The sequence below is a fragment of the Streptomyces tyrfis genome (assembly GCF_037034285.1).
Taxonomy (GTDB): Bacteria; Actinomycetota; Actinomycetes; order Streptomycetales; family Streptomycetaceae; genus Streptomyces.
Map to the genome: position 1 here is coordinate 18,848 of NZ_JBAGJZ010000043.1, position 19,748 is coordinate 38,595.

General features: G+C 72.8%; 16 protein-coding genes and 2 pseudogenes. 10 read left to right on the forward strand and 8 right to left on the reverse strand.

Features of this window, described 5'->3' with window-relative positions:
• Positions 1–38 precede the first annotated feature (38 nt).
• From WA762_RS27265 to WA762_RS27275, 3 genes are all read right to left on the reverse strand, one after another.
• Positions 39–449, reverse strand: a complete 411-nt coding sequence (locus WA762_RS27265) for a RidA family protein (RefSeq protein WP_335939132.1) — start codon at positions 447–449, stop codon at positions 39–41.
• A 6-nt stretch (positions 450–455) separates the two neighbouring features.
• The gene (locus WA762_RS27270; protein ID WP_335939133.1) at positions 456–1,214 is read right to left on the reverse strand and encodes an IclR family transcriptional regulator; all 759 of its coding nucleotides are present in this window, start codon (positions 1,212–1,214) and stop codon (positions 456–458) included.
• 217 nt (positions 1,215–1,431) lie between these two features.
• A complete protein-coding gene (locus WA762_RS27275; protein ID WP_335939134.1) occupies positions 1,432–2,487 on the reverse strand; it encodes a sugar kinase in 1,056 nt (351 codons plus the stop codon).
• A gap of 246 nt (positions 2,488–2,733) precedes the next feature.
• On the opposite strand from WA762_RS27275, the gene WA762_RS27280 reads away from it, so the two are divergent.
• Both WA762_RS27280 and WA762_RS27285 read left to right on the forward strand, forming a co-directional pair.
• Complete coding sequence (locus WA762_RS27280) at positions 2,734–4,122, forward strand: alanine racemase (RefSeq protein WP_335939135.1); 1,389 nt, start codon at positions 2,734–2,736, stop codon at positions 4,120–4,122.
• 142 nt (positions 4,123–4,264) lie between these two features.
• The gene (locus WA762_RS27285; RefSeq protein ID WP_335939136.1) at positions 4,265–5,896 is read left to right on the forward strand and encodes an N-acyl-D-amino-acid deacylase family protein; all 1,632 of its coding nucleotides are present in this window, start codon (positions 4,265–4,267) and stop codon (positions 5,894–5,896) included.
• A 155-nt stretch (positions 5,897–6,051) separates the two neighbouring features.
• Here WA762_RS27285 and WA762_RS27290 read toward each other — a convergent pair whose 3' ends face one another.
• Entirely contained in the window at positions 6,052–6,951 is a 900-nt protein-coding gene (locus WA762_RS27290; protein ID WP_335939191.1) for a siderophore-interacting protein, read from the reverse strand.
• Positions 6,952–7,049: 98 nt separating this feature from the next.
• On the opposite strand from WA762_RS27290, the gene WA762_RS27295 reads away from it, so the two are divergent.
• Positions 7,050–7,904: a TetR/AcrR family transcriptional regulator gene (locus WA762_RS27295; RefSeq protein ID WP_335939137.1), complete on the forward strand. Its 855-nt coding sequence runs from the start codon at positions 7,050–7,052 to the stop codon at positions 7,902–7,904.
• A 167-nt stretch (positions 7,905–8,071) separates the two neighbouring features.
• Here WA762_RS27295 and WA762_RS27300 read toward each other — a convergent pair whose 3' ends face one another.
• Positions 8,072–8,932, reverse strand: coding sequence for a S1 family peptidase (locus tag WA762_RS27300; RefSeq protein ID WP_335939138.1), 861 nt, complete (start codon positions 8,930–8,932; stop codon positions 8,072–8,074).
• Between the two features lie 422 nt (positions 8,933–9,354).
• Between WA762_RS27300 and WA762_RS27305 the strand changes: the two are divergent.
• Positions 9,355–9,741: pseudogene (locus WA762_RS27305) on the forward strand (arylamine N-acetyltransferase); the annotation flags it as partial.
• A gap of 79 nt (positions 9,742–9,820) precedes the next feature.
• On the opposite strand, the gene WA762_RS27310 reads toward WA762_RS27305, so the two are convergent.
• A complete protein-coding gene (locus tag WA762_RS27310; protein ID WP_335939139.1) occupies positions 9,821–10,399 on the reverse strand; it encodes a TetR/AcrR family transcriptional regulator in 579 nt (192 codons plus the stop codon).
• A 71-nt stretch (positions 10,400–10,470) separates the two neighbouring features.
• Here WA762_RS27310 and WA762_RS27315 point away from each other — a divergent pair, with 71 nt between their 5' ends.
• The 3 genes from WA762_RS27315 (at position 10,471) to WA762_RS27325 (ending at position 13,161) form a co-directional block, all read left to right on the forward strand.
• The gene (locus WA762_RS27315) at positions 10,471–11,064 is read left to right on the forward strand and encodes a dihydrofolate reductase family protein (RefSeq protein WP_335939140.1); all 594 of its coding nucleotides are present in this window, start codon (positions 10,471–10,473) and stop codon (positions 11,062–11,064) included.
• Between the two features lie 362 nt (positions 11,065–11,426).
• Positions 11,427–12,638, forward strand: coding sequence for a pyridoxal phosphate-dependent aminotransferase (locus tag WA762_RS27320; protein WP_335939141.1), 1,212 nt, complete (start codon positions 11,427–11,429; stop codon positions 12,636–12,638).
• A gap of 112 nt (positions 12,639–12,750) precedes the next feature.
• The gene (locus WA762_RS27325; RefSeq protein WP_335939142.1) at positions 12,751–13,161 is read left to right on the forward strand and encodes an SCO4983 family protein; all 411 of its coding nucleotides are present in this window, start codon (positions 12,751–12,753) and stop codon (positions 13,159–13,161) included.
• Positions 13,162–13,428: 267 nt separating this feature from the next.
• Here the strand turns inward: WA762_RS27325 and WA762_RS27330 are convergent, their stop codons facing one another.
• Positions 13,429–15,255, reverse strand: coding sequence for a phosphoenolpyruvate carboxykinase (GTP) (locus WA762_RS27330; RefSeq protein WP_335939143.1), 1,827 nt, complete (start codon positions 15,253–15,255; stop codon positions 13,429–13,431).
• A gap of 208 nt (positions 15,256–15,463) precedes the next feature.
• Here WA762_RS27330 and trhA point away from each other — a divergent pair, with 208 nt between their 5' ends.
• The 3 genes from trhA to WA762_RS27345 all read left to right on the forward strand — a co-directional run bounded on the left by trhA (position 15,464) and on the right by WA762_RS27345 (position 17,263).
• Positions 15,464–16,189 carry a PAQR family membrane homeostasis protein TrhA gene (gene trhA / locus WA762_RS27335; protein ID WP_335939145.1) on the forward strand — a complete coding sequence of 242 codons (726 nt, stop codon included), beginning with the start codon at positions 15,464–15,466 and terminating at the stop codon, positions 16,187–16,189.
• Positions 16,190–16,218: 29 nt separating this feature from the next.
• The gene (locus WA762_RS27340; protein ID WP_335939146.1) at positions 16,219–16,488 is read left to right on the forward strand and encodes a hypothetical protein; all 270 of its coding nucleotides are present in this window, start codon (positions 16,219–16,221) and stop codon (positions 16,486–16,488) included.
• 142 nt (positions 16,489–16,630) lie between these two features.
• The gene (locus WA762_RS27345) at positions 16,631–17,263 is read left to right on the forward strand and encodes a TetR/AcrR family transcriptional regulator (RefSeq protein ID WP_335939147.1); all 633 of its coding nucleotides are present in this window, start codon (positions 16,631–16,633) and stop codon (positions 17,261–17,263) included.
• Positions 17,264–17,386: 123 nt separating this feature from the next.
• On the opposite strand, the pseudogene WA762_RS27350 reads toward WA762_RS27345, so the two are convergent.
• A pseudogene (locus tag WA762_RS27350) lies at positions 17,387–19,505 on the reverse strand (thioredoxin domain-containing protein).
• Between the last annotated feature and the right edge of the window lie 243 nt (positions 19,506–19,748).

Sequence of the window (19,748 nt, forward strand, 5' to 3'; positions counted from 1 at the left end):
CCTGCCGTGCTGTGTTGTGCCGGGCCGTACGGCGAGGGTCAGCCGAGCACCGCGAGGGCGTCGATCTCGATGAGCAGGCCCTTGGGGAGGCCGACGTAGACGGTGGTGCGGGCGGCGGGCGGGGCCTTCAGGTCCTGCTCGGCGAAGTAGGCGTTGTAGATCTCGTTCATCTCGGCGAAGTGGTCGACGTCCGTGAGGTAGACGCGCATCATCATCACGTCGTCCCAGGTCGCGCCGCCCTCCTCCAGGATGGCCTTGACGTTGGCGAAGGTCTGGAGGGTCTGCTCGCGCAGCGTCGGGCCGGCGGGGGTCGGGGCCTGGCCCGCCACGGCGGGGAGGAAGCCGACCTGGCCGGCGACCTGGAGGATGTTCCCCTTCTTCACCCCGTGCGAGAACTTCGCCGGCGGCGTGGTGTGGGTGCTCGGGGTGAGGGCGGTCTTCTCGGTCATGGGTGTTCAGGCTCTCCTGGGTTGGTCGTTGCCGGAGTACTCCCGGCTGATGGCGTCGGCGGTGCGGCGCACCAGCGGGAGCAGGGTGAGGAGTTCCTCGGCGGTGACGACGACGTTGGGCGCGGAGACCGACATCGCGGCGACCACGCGCCCGTCCGCGCCCCGGACGGGCGCGCCGACGCAGTTGATGGACTCCTCGTGGCCGCCGAGGTCGGTGGCCCAGCCCTGTTCGCGGACGACGGCGAGCTCCTTGAGGAAGGCGCCGGCGTTGGGGGTCGAACGGGGCGTGTACATGGGGTAGTCGAGCCTCTCCGCGACGGCACGCCGCTCGGGCTCGGGGAGGTCGGCGAGGAGCAGTTTCGCCACGGCGGCGACGGTGATCGCGACGGGCTTGCCGATCCGCGAGTACATGCGGACCGGGTAGCGGCTCTCGACCTTGTCGATGTAGAGGACCTCGTTCTCCTCGTACACCGCGAGGTGCACGGTGTGCCCGCAGCTCTCGTTGAGCGCGACGAGGTGGGGGTGGGCGATCTCGCGCACGTCGAGGTTCTCGACGGCCTCCTGCGCGAGCGCGAAGAGCCGGGCGCCGAGACGGTAGCGGTGGTCCTGCTGGCGGTAGACCAGGCCGTGCTCGTGGAGCGTACGGAGCAGGCGCAGCGCGGTGGACTTGTGCACGCCGAGCCGCTCGGCCACCTGCCCGAGGTCGGCGGGCCCCTGGGCGAGCAGGGGCAGGATGCTCAGCGCGCGGTCGACGGTCTGGCTCATGCGCGTGCCTCACTGCCGTGGCGGCCTTCGCCGCGCCTCTGTCCCACGCCGCCGCGGCGGCCCCCGCCGGTCCCGGGGCCTCGGCCGCCCCCGCGCGTCGCACCGCTCCGGCGGCCCTCGCCGGCCCTGCGCGTCTCGCCGGTCCCGGGGCCCCGGCCGCCCACGGCCGGGTGCCCGCCCGGGGCGGCGTCCTCGGCGGTGCGCCGTTCGCGTCCGCTCATGTCGTCGGTACCTCCTGGTCCTCCCCCGTCCAGCCGGGGCCGAGACGAAGTCTCCCCCAGGCGTCGTCGTCGAGCGCGGCGAGGGCGTCGGCGCGGGCGCGGGACGGCGGATCGGTGAGGTCGCCGGGGACGGTGAGCACGGCGGCGGCCATGAGGTGGCCGTGCCGGACCCGTTCGCGTACGCCGAGGCCGCGCAGGGTGGCGGAGAGGAACCCGGCGGCGAAGGCGTCCCCCGCGCCGACGGGGGCGACGACGTCGACCCGGAGGGCGGGGACGGTGGTGACGGCGTCCGCCCCGCCGGTGCGGGAGAAGACCGTGGCCCCCTCGGCGCCGTGCTTGACGACCAGCACCGCCGGTTCCGGGAGCGCCGCGCGGATCGCGCCGGCCGCGCCCTTCAGCCCCCACGCCTGCTCGGCCTCGTCCTCCCCGACGAAGACGAGGTCGCAGCCGCGCGCCAGGTCCAGCAGCACGCCGGGGCCGTCGGCGGTGCCGCGCCACAGCCGCGGCCGGTGGTTGACGTCGAAGGAGACCGTCGGACGGCCGGGACGGGGCGCGGTCAGGTCGCGGAGCAGGGCCAGGCAGTCGGCGGACAGGGCCGCCGTGATGCCGGACAGATGCAGGACGCGGGTGGCGGACAGCGCCTCGCGGGGGACGTTGTCCGGGGACATCGCGGAGGCGGCGGACCCGGCCCGGTAGTAGGCGACCTCGTGCACATCGGTGGCCCGGTCCGTCGCCGTACGGAAGTAGACGCCGGTGGGCCGCGTCGGGTCGCGGCGCACGGCGGAGACGTCGACCCCGTATCCGGCGATCGCCTCGACCAGGTGGTCCCCGAACCCGTCCGCGCCGACCCGGCTGACCCAGGCCGCCCGGTGCCCGGCCGCGGCGAGCGCGCAGGCGACGTTGGACTCGGCGCCCCCGATGCCGCGCGCGAAGGACGGGACGTCCGCGAGCCGGCCGGGCCGCGACGGCAGGAACGTCACCATGGACTCACCGAGGCACACGACGTCGGCGGTCGTGCCGGGGTCGGCGGTGCCGGCCGTGGTTCCGGGCACTCGGGGCTCCTCGTGTGGTCGACGGGTCGGCGGGACGGGATGCGCTGGGCGGCCCGGGACGGAAGCGGTGCCGGGGAGCGCCATTGACCCGGCATCGGCTGGGATGTTAGACAGCCCAAGCGGTATACGCAATGCTCGTTGCATATGATGCAACGAACGACAATCGTCCTACGCTGACACCATCGTCCGACGCGCCGCCCGCCCGCCCCTTCCGCGGCGCCGACCACTTCGATCGAGGAGGCACCCTTGCCCGCCGCCCACCGCCCCGTGGCCGGACTCGCCGACGAGCTGGTCGACCACCGCTTCAAGGCGCTTCCGCCCGACGCCGAGGGCCTGACCGTCGGCGCCCTCGCCGCCCAGCGGCGCGATCTCTTCACGGGCGGCTTCACCACCCCGGTGCTCGCCCTGTCCGCCGAGTCGGTCGAGCACAATCTCGCCCTGCTGGAGTCGTACGCGCGACGCCACGGGCTCGCCTTCGCCCCGCACGGCAAGACGTCCATGTCCCCCCAGCTCTTCGCCCGGCAGCTGGAGCACGGCGCCTGGGGCATCACCGCGGCCGTGCCGCACCAGGCCCGCGTGTACCGGGCGTACGGGATCCGGCGGATCTTCCTCGCCAACGAACTCGTCGACGCCGCCGCCCTGCGCTGGCTCGCCGACGAGCTGAACCGCGACCCGGACTTCCGTTTCGTCTGCTACGTCGACTCGGTGCGCGGCGTCGAGCTGATGGACGAGGCGCTGCGGGCGGCGGGCGCCTCCCGCCCCGTGGACGTCGTCGTGGAGCTGGGCGCGGGCAAGGGGGCGCGCACCGGCGTCCGCACCGAGGCGCAGTGCGCGGCGGTCGCGGACGCGGTGGCCGCGGCCGAGACGCTGCGGCTGGTGGGCGTGGCCGGTTACGAGGGCGAGGTGCCCCAGGCGTCCGACGAGCGGGTACGGGAGTGGCTGCGGCGGCTCGTCGCACTGGCCGTCGCCTTCGACCGGGAGGGCCGCTTCACGCCGTCCACGAGGCCCGCGGGAGGCGGTGAAGCCACGAGCACGACATCGCCCCCGGCCACGGCATCGGCATCGGCATCGGCATCGGGAGTAGCTCCGGAGGCCGCCGCCGACGACGGAATCGTGATCAGCGCGGGCGGCAGCGCGTGGTTCGACACGGTCGCCGAGGTGTTCGCGGAGATCCCCGAGCTGTCCCGTCCGGCGCTGAAGCTGCTGCGCTCGGGGGCGTACGTCTCGCACGACGACGGCCACTACCGCCACCTCACCCCGTTCAACCGCGTCCCCGAGGAGGGCGCCCTGCGCCCGGCGTTCCGGCTCTGGGCCCAGGTGGTCTCCCGCCCCTCCGCCGAGCAGGCGTTCCTCAACGCGGGCAAGCGCGACGCCGCGCACGACCTCGATCTGCCGCAGGCCCAGGTCGTACGGTCGGGCCGCGACGGCACGGTGCGGCCCGCGACGGGGATCACGGTCACCGGCCTGTCCGACCAGCACACCTGGCTGCGCACCGAACCCGGCGCGGAGCTGGAGGTCGGCGACTGGGTCGGGATGGGCCTGTCGCACCCCTGCACCAGCTTCGACAAGTGGCAGCTGATCCCGCTGGTCGAGGCGGACGGCACGGTCGCCGACTACATCCGCACATTCTTCTGACTCATCGTCACATCGCTTGCGGCGCAACCGGTTCCGCGGCCCGCAACAACACGACCGCGCCCCACCCCACCGCACCCCACCCAACGCCCGCTCCACCGCACGGCACAACCGCAGCAGGACCACAGCACAGACAGGCGATCCCATGGACCTGGTCATCCGCGACGCGTACGTCATCGACGGCACCGGCGCCCCCGGCCGCCGTGCCGACGTGGCGGTCGACGGCGGCCGGATCGCCCGGATCCACCCCGAGCACGCGCCCGGTCCGCGCCCTTCGGGCCGCCGTGTCCTCGACGCCGACGGGCTCGCCCTCTCCCCCGGCTTCATCGACATGCACGCGCACAGCGATCTGGCGCTGCTCCGCGACCCCGACCACAGCGCCAAGGCCGCGCAGGGCGTCACGCTCGAAGTCCTCGGCCAGGACGGCCTGTCGTACGCGCCGGCCGACGACCGGACGCTGGCCGAGGTGCGCCGCGCCATCGCGGGCTGGAACGGGGGCGGGCCCGAGGACCGGGACGTCGACTTCGACTGGCGCACGGTCGGCGAGTACCTGGACCGGCTGGACCACGGCTTCGACGGACGGGGCATCGCGGTCAACGCCGCGTACCTCGTCCCGCAGGGCACGGTCCGGATGTACGCGATGGGCTGGGAGGACCGGCCGCCCACCGCGGCCGAGCTGGACCGGATGAGGGAGCTCGTGGCCCGGGGCATGGCGGAGGGCGCGGTCGGGATGTCCTCCGGCCTCACCTACACCCCCGGCATGTACGCGGACGACGCCGAACTCACCGAACTCTGCCGGGTGGTGGCCCGGTACGGCGGCTACTACTGCCCGCACCACCGCTCGTACGGGGCGGGCGCGCTGGCCGCGTACGAGGAGATGGTGCGGCTCACCCGGAACGCGGGCTGCGCGCTCCATCTCGCCCACGCCACCATGAACTTCGGCGTGAACGAGGGCCGGGCCCCGGAGCTGCTCGCCCTGCTCGACGCGGCGCTGGACGCGGGGGCCGACATCTCCCTCGACAGCTACCCGTACACCCCCGGCTGCACGACTCTCGTGGCGATGCTGCCGAGTTGGGCGGGCGAGGGCGGCCCCGAGTCGGTCCTGGCCCGCCTCGCGGACGACGCGGCCGCCGAACGGATCCGACACCATCTGGAGGTGGTGGGCTCGGACGGCTGCCACGGGGTGCCGATCGAGTGGGACACGATCGAGATCTCGGGCGTCACCGTGCCCGGCCTCGCCGGGTACGTCGGCCGCACGGTGGCCGAGTCGGCCCGGCTGCGCGGCGAGTCGCCCTGGACGACCGCCCGCCGGCTGCTCGTCGAGGACCGGCTCGGCTCCACGATCCTCCAGCATGTGGGCCACGAGGAGAACGTCCGCCGGATCATGCGGCACCGGGTGCACACCGGGGGCAGCGACGGCATCCTCCAGGGCGACAAGCCGCACCCACGCGCCTACGGCACGTTCCCCCGCTATCTCGGCACGTACGTACGGGAGTTGGGCATCCTGTCACTGGAGGAGTGCGTCGCGCACCTCACCTCCCGCCCCGCCCGGCGGCTGCGCCTGGCCGACCGCGGGGAGATCCGCGAGGGCCACCGCGCCGACCTCGTCCTCTTCGACCCCGCGACGGTGGGCGCGGGCGCCACCTACGACCGGCCGCGCACCCTGCCGACCGGCATCCCGCACGTGCTGATCGACGGCCGCTTCGTCATCGAGGACGGCCGCCGGACCCAGACCCTGGCGGGCCGCGCGGTACGGGGCCCGGGCCGCGCGGCGTAGACCCTGGCGGCCCGCGCGGCAGAGACGCGGGGCGCGGGCCGCACGACACGGACCTGGGCCGGGAGACGCGGGGCCTGGCCGGGAACCGCGGGGCGCGGGCCGGAGGCACAGGCCCGGGCGGGGGTGCGGGGCGTCGGGCGTGAGCCCGGACCGATCTACGCCCCGGCGTCCTCCGTGGCCTCCGCCGCCTGCTCCCGCGCCCAGGCCAGGTCCTCCTCGGTCGGGGCGTCGTCCTGGGTCAGGCTCGCCCGCCAGTAGCCGCTGAACTGCACGGCCTTACGGGGAAGTCCGCGTTCCTCGACCAGATGGCGGCGGAGCGCCCGCACCGCCCCGGCCTCGCCGGCCAGCCAGGCGGCGCCGGACCCGGCGGGCAGTTCGGCGGCCCGTACCGCGTCCGCCAGCGTCCGGCCCCGGTCCCGGTACACCCAGTGGACGGACACCTCGCCGCGCGTGTCGAGCGGCTGCCGCTCCGCCTCGTCCGCGACCTCCGCGTACACCACCGCCCGGGCACCGGCCGGAAGTGACTCCAGCAGCGTCCCGATGGCCGGGAGCGCCGTCTCGTCACCGGCCAGCAGCAGCCAGTCGGCGGCGGGCAGCGGGCGGGCGTAGGCCGCCGACGGGCCGACCATGCCGAGCACGTCCCCGGGGCGGGCGTCCCGGCCCCAGCGGGCGGCGGGACCGTCGTCGCCGTGGAGCACGAAGTCGACGGTCATCAGGCCGGCCGCCCGGTCGTGTCCGCGCACGGTGAAGCTCCGCATGAGCGGGCGTTCGGGCTCGGGAATCGCGAGGTACGCCTCGTACCACCGCATGCCGTACGCGTCGTCGGCGTCCGGCCGCGGGAGCCGGGGCGCCTCCCGCCCCTCCCTCGGGAAGCACAGCTTCATCTGCTGGTCCGGACGGTCCTCCAGGATCTCCGCGAGACCGGGCGCGGACGCGTCCCCGGCGCGGGAGCCCCCGGCGGGGGAGTCCCCCGCGAAGGAGACGCGCGCGACCCGTGGAGTGATCCGCTCCACGCCCACGACCCGCACGTACGACACGGGCAACGGCTGCCCCATCACAGCACCGACCTCTCCTGACACCAGCACTGATACTTTACGCAATAAGGAATTGAATTCGCTTCGGCGAAGTTACTTTATGCCGTAAGGAGTTGCAAGTGGTGGTCTATGCCGGGCAGGGCGACGCCCGCCGTTCGATGTCCCTGCTGTGGCGGCCCGAGCGGCCGGAGCAGCCGCGCCGCGGGCCCGGCCCGGGGCCGAGGCCCGGGCTGAGCGTGGACGCGATCGTGACCGCCGCGATCGCCGTCGCGGACCGGGAGGGCATGGGGGCCCTCTCGATGCGCGCGGTGGGCGAACGGCTCGGCCGCACGGCGATGGCGCTGTACACCTACGTCCCCAGCAAGGGCGAGCTGCTGGACCTGATGTACGACGCGGTCCACGCCGAACTCCCCCGCGCCTACCCGGACTTCGGCGACGACTGGCGTGCCGGGCTGACCGCCTGGGCCGAGGACACGCTCGCGTTCCTGCTGCGCCACCCCTGGGTGCTCCAGGTCTCCCAGGCGCGCCCGGTACTCGGTCCGCACGAGTACACCGCCCTGGACACCCTGGTGTGCCTGCTGGGCCGGACCGGGCTCGGCGCGCCGTCGACCCGGCGGCTGGTGGGCACGTTCACCCACTTCGTACGCGGCTGCGCCGGGACGATCGCCGAGGCGAGGCAGGCGGCGGCGGTGACGGGCGAGTCGGACGAGGAGTGGTGGTCCGCCCGCTCGGCACTGCTGGGCGAGGTGGCGCCCGACTTCGCGGACCGCTGTCCGAGCCTGGCCGCGATGGAGCGCGACAGCGCCCCGGCCCCTTCGGCCGCCCCGCCCGTCGAGGGCGACGACGGCGAGGTGGAGGCGGTGCCTTTTCTGGAGCGGGAGGCGCGCAAGACGTTCACCGTCGGCCTCGGCGTGCTGCTCGACGGCGTCGAGGCGGCGGTCCGGCGCAAGGACGCGACCCGGCCCCTCCCATGAGACGCGGCGGCCACCACGACGCCGCCGCCACGGGCACGCTGTCGGCGCGGGTGCATCGTCGCCGCACGGACACCGCCGTCGTGACCGCCCGGCACGGACGGGCGGTCACGACGGCGGAGAGGTTCACCGGCGCGGCCCCCGGAAGGGACCCGCACCCCTGGCCGGCCTCACGGCTTGGGCAGCGCGCATCCCGCCCGATTCAGGTCGAACTGGTTGCCGGCGCCGATGCACGGCACGATGCCGTAGGTCTGCTGGGCGTAGTTGATGCCCTTACGCACCGTCACCTTTCCGCTCTCGTCGACCTCGCACGGGTTGTTGTCCGTGCACTGCTGGCCGTTCTCGTTGCCGGTGTTGTTGACGGCGACGACCTTGCCGGTGGCGTTGTCGACCACCGGGGAGCCGGACGTGCCGCCGATGGTCTGGCAGGCGGAGGTGTAACGGACCGAGTCCTTCCAGGTCCACTGCCCTTCCTTGAGACGGTAGACGAACCCGTCCACGTTGCAGGAGTACGTGCGCTTCCAGTAGCCGGAGACGACCGTGATCGCGGTGCCCTGCACGGGGTGCGCGGTGTCGAGCTCCAGCGCCTTGATGCCGTAGTTGCTCTCGATCTGCGCGTAGGTGCTGGTGAGCTGGTACACCGAGATGTCGGTGTCCGTCATCGTCCCGTACGCGATCTTGCTGGCCCGGAGCGTGGCGACGCCGCTGCCGGAGGCGTTCAGCAGGGTGAAGCTGCGACTGGACGAGCGGTTGTACACCACCTGGCCCGGCCCGGGGAAACCCGTCTCCATGCAGTGCCCGTTGGAGAGCACCAGCGCGGGGTCGGAGGGCTGGGAGGACGGCGTGCGGACGACGGAGCCGGAACAGTTGCTGAGCGCCACGGTCCCGGCGAAGTTGACCGCCTTGACCGCGGCCTTCTCCTTGACCGCGGCGGGCGCCGCCGTGTCGGGGCCGGTGGCCGCGACGGCCGGCGCGGTTCCTGCCCCGAGGAGCAGAACGGCGAAGAGCGCACCGACGAGAGGCTTCTTCATGTGGGGGTCCCCTCCAGTGACTTGCGCGGGACCCGGACGGCCCCGGCTGTCGAAGTTCCTTCGACTTGACATGCGCATGGTTACGTACGGAGGGCACCCCCACAAGGGGCGTTTTCCGGCCACCCACACCGGCGGCACCGGCCCGGACGGTCGCGTAAGGGGTGCCTCGGCCGGGGCCGGGGCGGGCCGGCGCACCCCGGGGACGGGCCGCCCGCGCCCCGCGCGCGACCACCCGGGCCGGTTGCGTACGGTCGGTACATGACATCCGACCACCCGTCCGGCCCCGGCCACCCGTCCACCCCGGGCCGCCCGTCCCGCTGACCGCCGCCCCGGTCCCGCCGACCACCGCCCCGGAGCGGGCCGCCGTCCCGGAACGAGGCCGCGCCCCCGAGCCGGGCCGCGCCCCGGAGCCGGACGGCGGCCCGCTCCGCCATCGGCTGGTGCATCCGCCGCACGACGGGCCCCTGGAACTGTGGGAGCTTCAGTGGCGGGCCCCTAACGGCAGCTGGAAGGGACAGTACGCCTTCACCCTGGAGCCTTTCGAGGCACCGGACTTCGAGGTCGTCAACTGGCACATCGCGACCAACCCGCGTTCCCCGTTCCACCACGATCTGCGCGTCCAGCGGCTCGCCCCGGACCGCCATCTGTCCCTGACCGGCCGCACCTTGACCACCACCATGGACGACGGCTCCCACCGGGAGCGTGAACTGGCGGACGACGACGAGGTGTTGCGGGTGCTGGCGGAGGACTTCGGCATCCGCCTCCCCGAGGGCGTCGCACTCCCCCAGGCCCCGCCCGGACCCGCCTGACCCGCCTGACCTCCTCGCCGGCCGGTCTCACGGCGCCCGGTGACCGGCGGCACGGTCGACGGCAGTTCGAAGACCGGACCTACCCCGCCGCCACGATCCGCTCGACCGCCGCCTCCACCAGCTCTTCGCGCTCCGCCTCCGTGAAGACGTCCGGCAAGGTGAGCTGTTCGACGATCAGCCAGTTCAGCGTCAGGATGAGCAGCTTGACGGCCATGGCGTCGCCGGGAAGGCCGGACGCCTCGTGATAGGCGACGTTGGCGTCGACGTCGGCCCGGACCCGCTCGGTGAGGACCTGACGCAGCGCGGGGCGGCGGGTGGCCTCGAGGCGGAGTTCCAGCAGGGCGAGGTAGCCGGTGCGGAAGGCGGCGACCCGGTCGACGAGTCCGCGCATCAGCTCCGCGTAGGTCTCCCGGTCGCGACCGGCGGCCCGTTGGCGGGCGATCGTGGCCTCGTCGGGCTGGAGCCGTTCATAGACGCGCGCACCGGCCTGGGTGAGCAGCGCGTCGCGGTTGGCGAAGTAGTTGGACGCGGTGCCGGCGGGCACGGCGGCCTCGGCGTCCACCGCCCGGAACGTCAGCCCCCGGGCGCCCTCCCTCGCCAGCACCTCGATGGCGGCGTCGACGAGGGCGGCGCGCCGCTGGTCGTTCCTTCTCACCATTGACACCACTCCATCCGTAGTACTACTTTCAAACCACTCCAACCAGAGTACTACGATGGGAGTCATCAGAGTTGCGAAAGCTCGTGTACTACGTCGCCGTCACGCTCGATGGCCGCATCGCGGGCCCCGGCGGCGAGTACGACTTCTTCCCGCAGGGCGACGAGCGGCAGGCCGCCGCGTACTTCTCCTGGATGAACACGCTGTACCCCGAGACCGTCCCGACCGCCCACCGCGCCGCCGCCGGTGTGGCCGAGGCGCCCAACCGGCGCTTCGACACCGTCCTGATGGGTCTCGGCTCCTACCGGCCCGCCCTGGACCACGGGATCACCAGCCCCTACGCGCATCTGCGCCAGTACGTGGTCTCCAGCACGCTCGACCCGGAGATCGACCCGGCCGTCACCGTCGTCCCGGGCGACCCGCTCGCCCTCGTCCGCGAGCTCAAGCGGGAAGAAGGCGCCGACCTGGACATCTGGCTCTGCGGCGGCGGCAGGCTCGCGGGCGCCCTCCTGCCCGAGATCGACGAACTGCTGCTCAAGACCTACCCCGTGGTCGCCGGCGCCGGAGTCCCGGTCGTCGACGGCGTCTTCGACCCCACGGCCTTCGACGTCGCCGAGCGCACCGCCTTTCCCAACGGCACCACCCTCACCCACCTCACCCGCGCCTAAGGGCTGTCTTCGAAGACACCCCCGACACCCCCGGCGCCGGAAGACACACCTGAAACCGGAAGACGCACCCGGAACGGCGTCCGGAACACCCGCCCGGAAACACCCCTGGGCTCCGGCGGGTCCGCCCTCCCCCGCCCCCTCCCCACCCCACCCGCGTGGCACATCTCACCCGTTCGTCTGCGTCACGTCCCCGTTCCGGCCCATTCCAAGCCCCTCACCCGCCCCCGGCCGACGTTTCCCACGGTCCGGGGGCGCGGGCGCATGGCGATGAAAGACGCGGGACCGGCGGCCGGATCACCCGGGCGGACGGGCCGGGGGCGAAAGCCCGGCGACCCGGGAGACCCGGTCGTAAGCTCCCGGGCATGCAGGTCATCCAGTCCACGAAGCTCGCCAACGTCTGCTACGAGATCCGGGGCCCGGTGCTGGAGGAGGCGATGCGGCTGGAGGCGGCCGGTCAGCGCATCCTCAAGCTGAACACCGGCAACCCCGCCGCGTTCGGGTTCGAATGCCCTCCCGAGATCCTGGAGGACATACTGCGCAACGTCGCCGGGGCGCACGGCTACGGCGACGCGAAGGGCCTGCTGTCCGCGCGCCGTGCGGTGACGCAGCACTACCAGACCAAGGGCGTCGAGCTGGACGTCGAGGACGTCTATCTCGGCAACGGCGTCTCCGAGCTGATCCAGATGTCGATGCAGGCACTGCTCGACGACGGCGACGAGGTGCTGGTGCCCGCGCCGGACTACCCGTTGTGGACGGCCTCGGTCTCGCTGGCCGGCGGCACCGCGGTGCACTACCGGTGCGACGAGCAGGCCGACTGGCTGCCGGACCTCGCCGACATCGAGCGGAAGATCACCGACCGCACCAAGGCGCTGGTGATCATCAACCCGAACAATCCGACGGGCGCGGTCTACGACGACGAGATGCTGCGCGGGCTGACCGAGATCGCCCGGCGGCACAACCTGGTCGTCTGCTCCGACGAGATCTACGACCGGATCCTGTACGACGGCGCCGTCCACACCCCGACCGCGACGATCGCGCCCGACCTGCTGGTGCTCACCTTCAACGGGCTGTCCAAGAACTACCGGGTCGCCGGATACCGGTCAGGATGGCTGGCGGTCTGCGGGCCCAAGGCGCACGCCGCCTCGTACATCGAGGGGCTGACGATCCTCGCCAACATGCGGCTCTGCGCCAACATGCCCGCGCAGCACGCGGTGGCCGCCGCGCTCGGCGGGCGGCAGTCGATCGAGGACCTGGTGCTGCCGGGCGGCCGGATGCTGGAACAGCGCGACACCGCGTACGAGCTGCTGACCCGGATCCCCGGGGTGACCTGCGTGAAGCCGAAGGGGGCGCTGTATCTCTTCCCGCGCCTCGACCCCAAGGTCTACAAGATCAAGGACGACCGGCAGATGGTGCTCGACCTGCTGCGGGCCGAGAAGATCATGGTGGTGCACGGCACCGGCTTCAACTGGCCGGAGCCCGATCACTTCCGGGTCGTGACGCTGCCCTCGGTCGAGGATCTGACGGACGCGGTGACCAGGATCGCGCACTTCCTGGACGGATACGGCCAGCCCTGATGCCGGCCGTGACCGGACCCGCCCCCTCCGACCGCCCAGCCACATCGACCGCAGACAACTTTAGATTGATTCCAAGGTAGGATGGTCTCACGGCAACCCCAGGAGGCCCTCCATGTACGAACCGATCCGCACCAAATCGGTCCACACACCGGCCGACCGCACCACTGACTTCCCGCACCGTTCGCGCGAGGAAGAGCTGGACATCCAGCTCGCCGGGCACCTGGCGGCACTGCTCGCGGTCACCGACGAGCTGGGGCTGGGCGCGGCGGGCGACCGCATCGCGGAGCAGGTCGCCCGGCTGCGCGGGGCCCCGCCGGCCCGGCACGCCGGCCGGACCGACGCGTCCGCGCTCACCCTGCACCGCCGTGCGCACGCCCACGCGGGCCGGGCGCTGGTGGTGGCCGCCTCCCGCGCCGACACGGTCGTCGCGATCCTCGCGGCCGAGCGCATGGACGCCCACACCGCGGCGCTCGCCGCCGCGACCGCCCCCGCCGCCCCGTCGCGGCTGGTCGGCGCCCGCTGACGGCCCCGGTCCACGGGCCGCCGAGGCGCGTGGACCGGGCGCCTTCCACTTCCACCGCTCCCCGCCCCACTTCCACCGCTCCCCCGCCGCCGGTCGCCCCCGAGCCCCGGAACCCCGACCCCTCGGAAGAGGCGGCCCCCGGAACCGTGAGGGGGTTCCGGGGGCCGTTCCGCGGCGGGCGCTCGACCCACAGGTCAGGGCGGATGTTCACAGGCCCGGCCGCGGGGTGTGCGGGGCCGCGCCCACGCGGGGCGCGGCCCGGTGGGGTCAGCCCAGGCGCTGCACCAGGGCGTGGTACTCGTCCCACAGCTCCTTGGGAGCGTGGTCCCCGAAGGTGTTCAGGTGGTCGGGGACGAGGCCGGCCTCCTCGCGCCAGACGTCCTTGTCGACCGTGAGCAGGTAGTCCAGGTCGGCGTCGGAGAGGTCCAGGCCCTCGGTGTCCAGGGCGTCCTTGGTGGGCAGGACGCCGATCGGCGTCTCGACGCCCTCGGCCTTGCCCTCCAGGCGCTCGACGATCCACTTCAGGACCCGGCTGTTCTCGCCGAAGCCGGGCCACACGAACTTGCCCGCGTCGTTCTTGCGGAACCAGTTCACGTAGTAGATCTTCGGCAGCTTCGACTGGTCCGGCTTGTCCGCGCCGACCTTCAGCCAGTGGGCCATGTAGTCGCCCATGTTGTAACCGCAGAACGGCAGCATGGCGAACGGGTCGCGGCGCAGCTCGCCGACCTTGCCCTCGGCGGCGGCGGTCTTCTCGGAGGCGACGTTGGCGCCGAGGAAGACGCCGTGCTGCCAGTTGAAGGACTCGGTGACCAGCGGCACGGCCGAGGCGCGGCGGCCGCCGAAGAGGATGGCGGAGATCGGCACGCCCTTCGGGTCCTCCCACTCGGGCGCGATGATCGGGCACTGCCCGGCCGGGACGGTGAATCGGGCGTTGGGGTGGGCGGCCGGCGTGTCGGACGCGGGCGTCCAGTCGTTGCCGCGCCAGTCGGTGAGGTGCGCCGGAGCGGTCTCCGTCATGCCCTCCCACCAGACGTCGCCGTCGTCGGTGAGCGCGACGTTGGTGAAGACGGAGTTGCCCCACATGGTCTTCATGGCGTTGGCGTTGGTGTGCTCGCCGGTGCCGGGCGCGACGCCGAAGAACCCGGCCTCGGGGTTGATCGCGTAGAGGCGGCCGTCCTCCCCGAAGCGCATCCAGGCGATGTCGTCACCGATGGTCTCGACCGTCCAGCCGGGGACGGTCGGCTCCAGCATGGCCAGGTTGGTCTTGCCGCAGGCGGACGGGAACGCGGCCGCGACGTACTTCGCCTCGCCCCGCGGCGGGGTGAGCTTGAGGATCAGCATGTGCTCGGCGAGCCAGCCCTCGTCGCGCGCCATGACGGAGGCGATGCGCAGCGCGTAGCACTTCTTGCCGAGCAGGGCGTTGCCGCCGTAGCCGGAGCCGTACGACCAGATCTCGCGGTCCTCGGGGAAGTGCGAGATGTACTTGGTGGTGTTGCACGGCCAGGGGACGTCCTCCTGGCCCTCCTCCAGGGGCGCGCCCACGCTGTGCACGGCCTTGACGAAGAAGCCGTCGGCGCCCAGCTCGTCGAGGACGGCCTGGCCCATGCGCGTCATGGTGCGCATCGAGACGGCGACATACGCGGAGTCGGTGATCTCGACGCCGATCGCGGAGAGCGGGGAGCCGACGGGGCCCATGCAGAAGGGCACGACGTACATGGTGCGCCCGCGCATGGAGCCGCGGAAGACCCCGTTCTCACCGGTGAAGATCTCCCGCATCTCGGCGGGGGCCTTCCAGTGGTTCGTCGGGCCGGCGTCCTCCTCCTTCTCGGAGCAGATGAACGTACGGTCCTCGACGCGGGCGACGTCGCTGGGGTCGGAGGCGGCGTAGTAGGAGTTCGGGCGCTTGGTCTCGTCCAGCTTCTTGAACGTCCCCCTGGCGACGAGCTCCTCGCACAGGCGGGCGTACTCGGCCTCGGAGCCGTCGCACCAGACCACCCGGTCCGGCTCGGTGAGGGCAGCGATCTCGTTCACCCAGGAAACGAGCTCCTGGTGGTTGGTGGGGGCAGTGGGGGGAGCCGCGATGTCGCGCGCCACGATCGCTCCTTGCTGAGGGTGTGTGTTGAAAGGCCCCGTGGGGGCTGCGACCCGGACGCTTCGTCCCCTTCGAATCCGTTGGCGCTCATCCGGTGCCGACCGCACTCATTTGATCATCCGACCCTTGCGCCCATATGTCCAGAGGGCCGCACACGTGAGCATGGCCACTTCCGTCCGGTACCTACGGTCGCGTAGGTACGATGCGGGAATGACTGCCGCCACCGCCGCGCCCGAGCCGGCCGGACCGGACTCCGCCTCGCCCGAGCCCGTTCCGGCGACCCCGTCGAATCCGGTGATCCCGCCGAAGCCACGGCTGCGTGGCTGGCTGCACGCCGGGATGTTCCCGGCCGTGGTCGTCGCCGGAATCGCGCTGATCGCACTGACGGACAGCCCGCGCGGGCGGATCGCCTGCGCCGTGTACACCCTGACCGCGTGCCTGCTGTTCGGGGTGAGCGCGCTCTACCACCGGGGCACCTGGGGCCCGCGCGGCGAGGCGGTGCTCCGTCGGCTCGACCACGCGAACATCTTCCTGATCATCGCGGGCACGTACACGCCGCTGACCCTGCTGCTGCTCCCCGAGTCGACCGGTCGGCCGCTGCTGTGGGCGGTGTGGGCGGCGGCGGCCGCGGGCATAGCCTTCCGGGTGTTCTGGGTCGGTGCGCCGCGCTGGCTCTACACCCCCTGCTACATAGCCATGGGCTGGGCGGCGGTCTTCTTCCTGCCGGACTTCCTGCGCACCGGGGGCATCGCGGTGCTGGTCCTGGTCGTCGTCGGCGGGCTGCTGTACAGCGCCGGGGGCGTCATCTACGGCATCAAGCGGCCGAACCCGTCCCCGCGCTGGTTCGGCTTCCACGAGGTGTTCCACTCGCTGACCCTGGCCGCCTTCGTGGTGCACTACGTCGGCATCTCACTGGTGGCGTACAACCACGGCTGACCGGGGGCCACCCGGCTCCCGTCCGGTTCTTGGCATCGACTTTCGGCCCGTACAAGGCGTGCCCCCGGCAGCAGGGCAAGGTGCGGTCGCCCGATGGCCGATGGACGATGGCAAGATCGGGTCGTGGGTTTGAACAAGACCTCGATCCGGACTCCGAAGAGATCGTCGACGCCGCCGATGCCGAGACGCCGGCCCCCGAGGGGTGGCAGCGCTACGGCGTCGAGTCCTATGTATGCCTGCAACTCCTCCACGCTGCGAAACTCTCGATCTCGACCGGCGCGGCCATCGCCTTCACCTGAGACGGGTGTCGTCCACCTGAGAAGGGTGTCGTCGTTCGACGACGTGGGGTGGCCGTGCCCCTTCGTGGGGTGGCCGCGGTCTCCGAGCCGCGGCCATTCCCGTCCATGGCCCCGGGCCCTCCGATGGCCGACAATGACGACCATGGCCGCCATCTCCCGTACCCCTTCCGTTTCCCCGGCTGGGGAGCGCCCGCAGCCGGGACTGCGCGAGCGGAAGAAGCTCAAGACCCGGGCGGCGATTCGCCGGGCGACGTACCGGCTGATCTTGGAGCGGGGGTACGACGCGACGACGATCGAGCAGATCGCCGAGGCCGCCGAGGTGTCGCCGAGCACCGTGTTCCGCTACTTCCCGGCCAAGGAGGACATCGTCCTCACCGACGCGTACGACGAGGTCCTGGAAGCCGGGCTGCGCCGACGGCCGCCCGGCGAACGCCCGTTGGACTCGCTGCGGTCCGTCCTGACCGGGACGCTGCCGGCGTTCCTCACGCGCAACGAGGAGGAGGTACGGCAGCGCACCCGGCTGATGGTGGAGGTCCCCGCCGTCCGGGCGCGCCTGACGGAGTCTCTTTCGGTCACGGCGAGGATGCTGGCCGAGGTGCTGGCCGACCGCACCGGCCGCCGCCCCGACGACCTGGTGGTCCGGGTGTTCGTCGCGGCGGTGCTGGGCGCGCTGCGCGAGGCGACCCTGTGCTGGGGCGAGCGCGGCCAGAACGACGACCTGGCTGCCCTCATCGACGAGGCGCTGGACACGCTCGAAGGCGGCCTGGAGCTGTAGGCCGCACCGGGCGGGACCGGCCACGACGGAACCGGCGCGACGGGACTGTCACGACGAAACCAGCACACCGGAACCAGCACGCCGGAACCGGCGCTCCGGAACCGGCGCTCCGGGACCGGCGCCTCAGGCAGGGCGAGGACCCGCGCCCGACGGGTCGGCCCCCAGACGCCGGGCCAGTTCGTCCGGGTCCGTCGTCGGGGCGTCGCACACGAAGTGCCGGCACACATACGCGGTCGGCGCCCCGTCCACCATCGGCCGGTCCGCCAACAGCGGAAACTCCGCCCCGCCCGGCTCGCCCGCCTTGCCCTGTTCAGCCGCCCCGCCCGGCCCCGGTTCGCCGGCCGCCACCACCGCGCCGGGCGCCCGCCCCAGCAGCGCCGCCCGGTGCAGCGCGCCGCCGACCGGGCCGATGACCGCCACCTCGCGCGGCCCGTCGAGCAGCGCCTCGGCCACGGCGAGCCCCCAGCCGATGAACCGGGGCACCCGCGGCCCCAGCGTCCGCACCACGCCCAACGCCCCCTCCGCGGCCGTGCGGTGGGCCTCGGAACCGGTGTGGGCGGCGTACGAGAGCAGCGCGCCGGCGGCCGCCGTCCAGCCCGACGGCGTCGCGTTGTCGGTGGGGTCCTGCGGGCGGCGGATCAACCGCTCGGCGTCGTCCGCCGTGTCGTACAGCTCTCCGCCGTCGCCGGTGAAGTGCCGGAGCACGGTGTCGAGCAGGAGCCCGGCGAACTCCAGCCAGACCCCCTCGCCGGTCACCGAGGCCAGGGCGAGGAAGCCCTCCGCGACATCGCCGTAGTCCTCCAGCACCCCGGCATGCCCGCCGGGGCGCCCGTCCTTCGACGTACGGTCCAGCCGGGCGGTGTCCCCCAGGTGCACCCGGACCAGCAGATCGGCCGCCTCGGTGGCGCGTTCGATCAGGTCGGGGCGGTCGAAGAAGGCCCCCGTCTCGGCGAGTGCGGCGATCGCCAGGCCGTTCCAGGCGGCGACCGCCTTGTCGTCCCGCCCGGGGCGCGGGCGCTGCTCACGGGCGGCCAGCAGCCTGGCCCGCACCTCGTCGGCCCGGCCCGCCTCCGCCTCGGGGCCCGTCCCGGCGAGCCGGAGGACCGAGGCGCCCTCCTCGAAGGTGCCCTCCTCCGTCACGTCGAAGTACTCGGCGGCGAAGGCCGCGTCCCGCTCGCCGAGCACCTCGCCGAGCTGCTCGGGCGTCCACACGTAGTACGCGCCCTCGACGTGCCGGCCGGTCCCGTCGGCGTTCTCGGCGCTGTCGGCGTCCAGCCCGGAGGCGAAACCGCCCTCGGCGGTGCGTAGTTCGCGCACCATGAAGTCGGCGGTCTCCAGGGCGACCCGGCGGGCCTCCGCCGAGCCCGTCACCCGCCACAGGTGCGCGTACACCCGGCAGAGCAGCGCGTTGTCGTACAGCATCTTCTCGAAGTGCGGGACCAGGGGTCCACCGGGGCGCTGGCGCAGCACGTACCGGTGGAAGCCGCCGCCGACCTGGTCGAACAGGCTGGACCGGGCCATCGCCCCGCACAGCCCCTGGGCCATGTCCAGGGCCCCCTGGGACTCGGTCCGGGCGTGGTGGCGCAGCAGGAACTCGACGACCATGCTCGGCGGGAACTTGGTGTCCCCGGCGAACCAGCCGGACACCGGGTCGTACGTGCGGGTGAGTTCGAGCAGCGCCCCGGCCTGCTCCGACCCGCCGGGCGGCCCGCCCAGCGCCGGCTCCATCCGCCGCGCGGCCAGGTCCTGGCTGATCCTCCCCGCCACCTCGGCCACCTCGCCGGGCCGCTCGGCCCAGGCCGCCCGTACGCCCTCCAGCACCTGCTTGAACGAGGGCATGCCGTGGCGCGGCTCGGGCGGGAAGTACGTCCCGAAGTAGAACGGCCGGCCGTCGGGGGTCATGAACACGGACATGGGCCAGCCGCCCTGACCGGTCGCCGCCTGCAACGCCTCCATGTAGACGGCGTCGACGTCGGGGCGCTCCTCCCGGTCCACCTTCACGGACACGAAGTGCGCGTTCAAGAAGGCCGCCGTCTCCTCGTCCTCGAAGCTCTCGTGGGCGAGCACATGGCACCAGTGATCAGTGGGCTAAGTGGCACGACGAATAGCCCACCGAGAGAAGGATGGGAACGTCGCGCCGCTTGGCCTCTTGCATCGCCTCCTCTCCCCATGGCCACCAGTCCACTGGATTGGAGGCGTGCTGGAGGAGATAGGGCGACTGCTCGTTAGCCAGTCGATTCATACCTGCATCGTCGCACGCTCTGGGTCGGCCAGCCCAGGGCGGCTGATCGCAACACCGGAAGCGTCGGCAGAGGGGGCAAGGGGCTCCTTCTCGATCTAGGCTTACCGGGGCGCCCAGTTCCCCCAGCGCTCCCGCACCTCCCGATGCCCACTGGCCGCATGCACACTCAAGGGCAGAGCGTCCGGCTCACTCGCTTCGGATGCCTGCCATTCGAGTCCGAGGCGCTCCAGTAAAAGATCATGA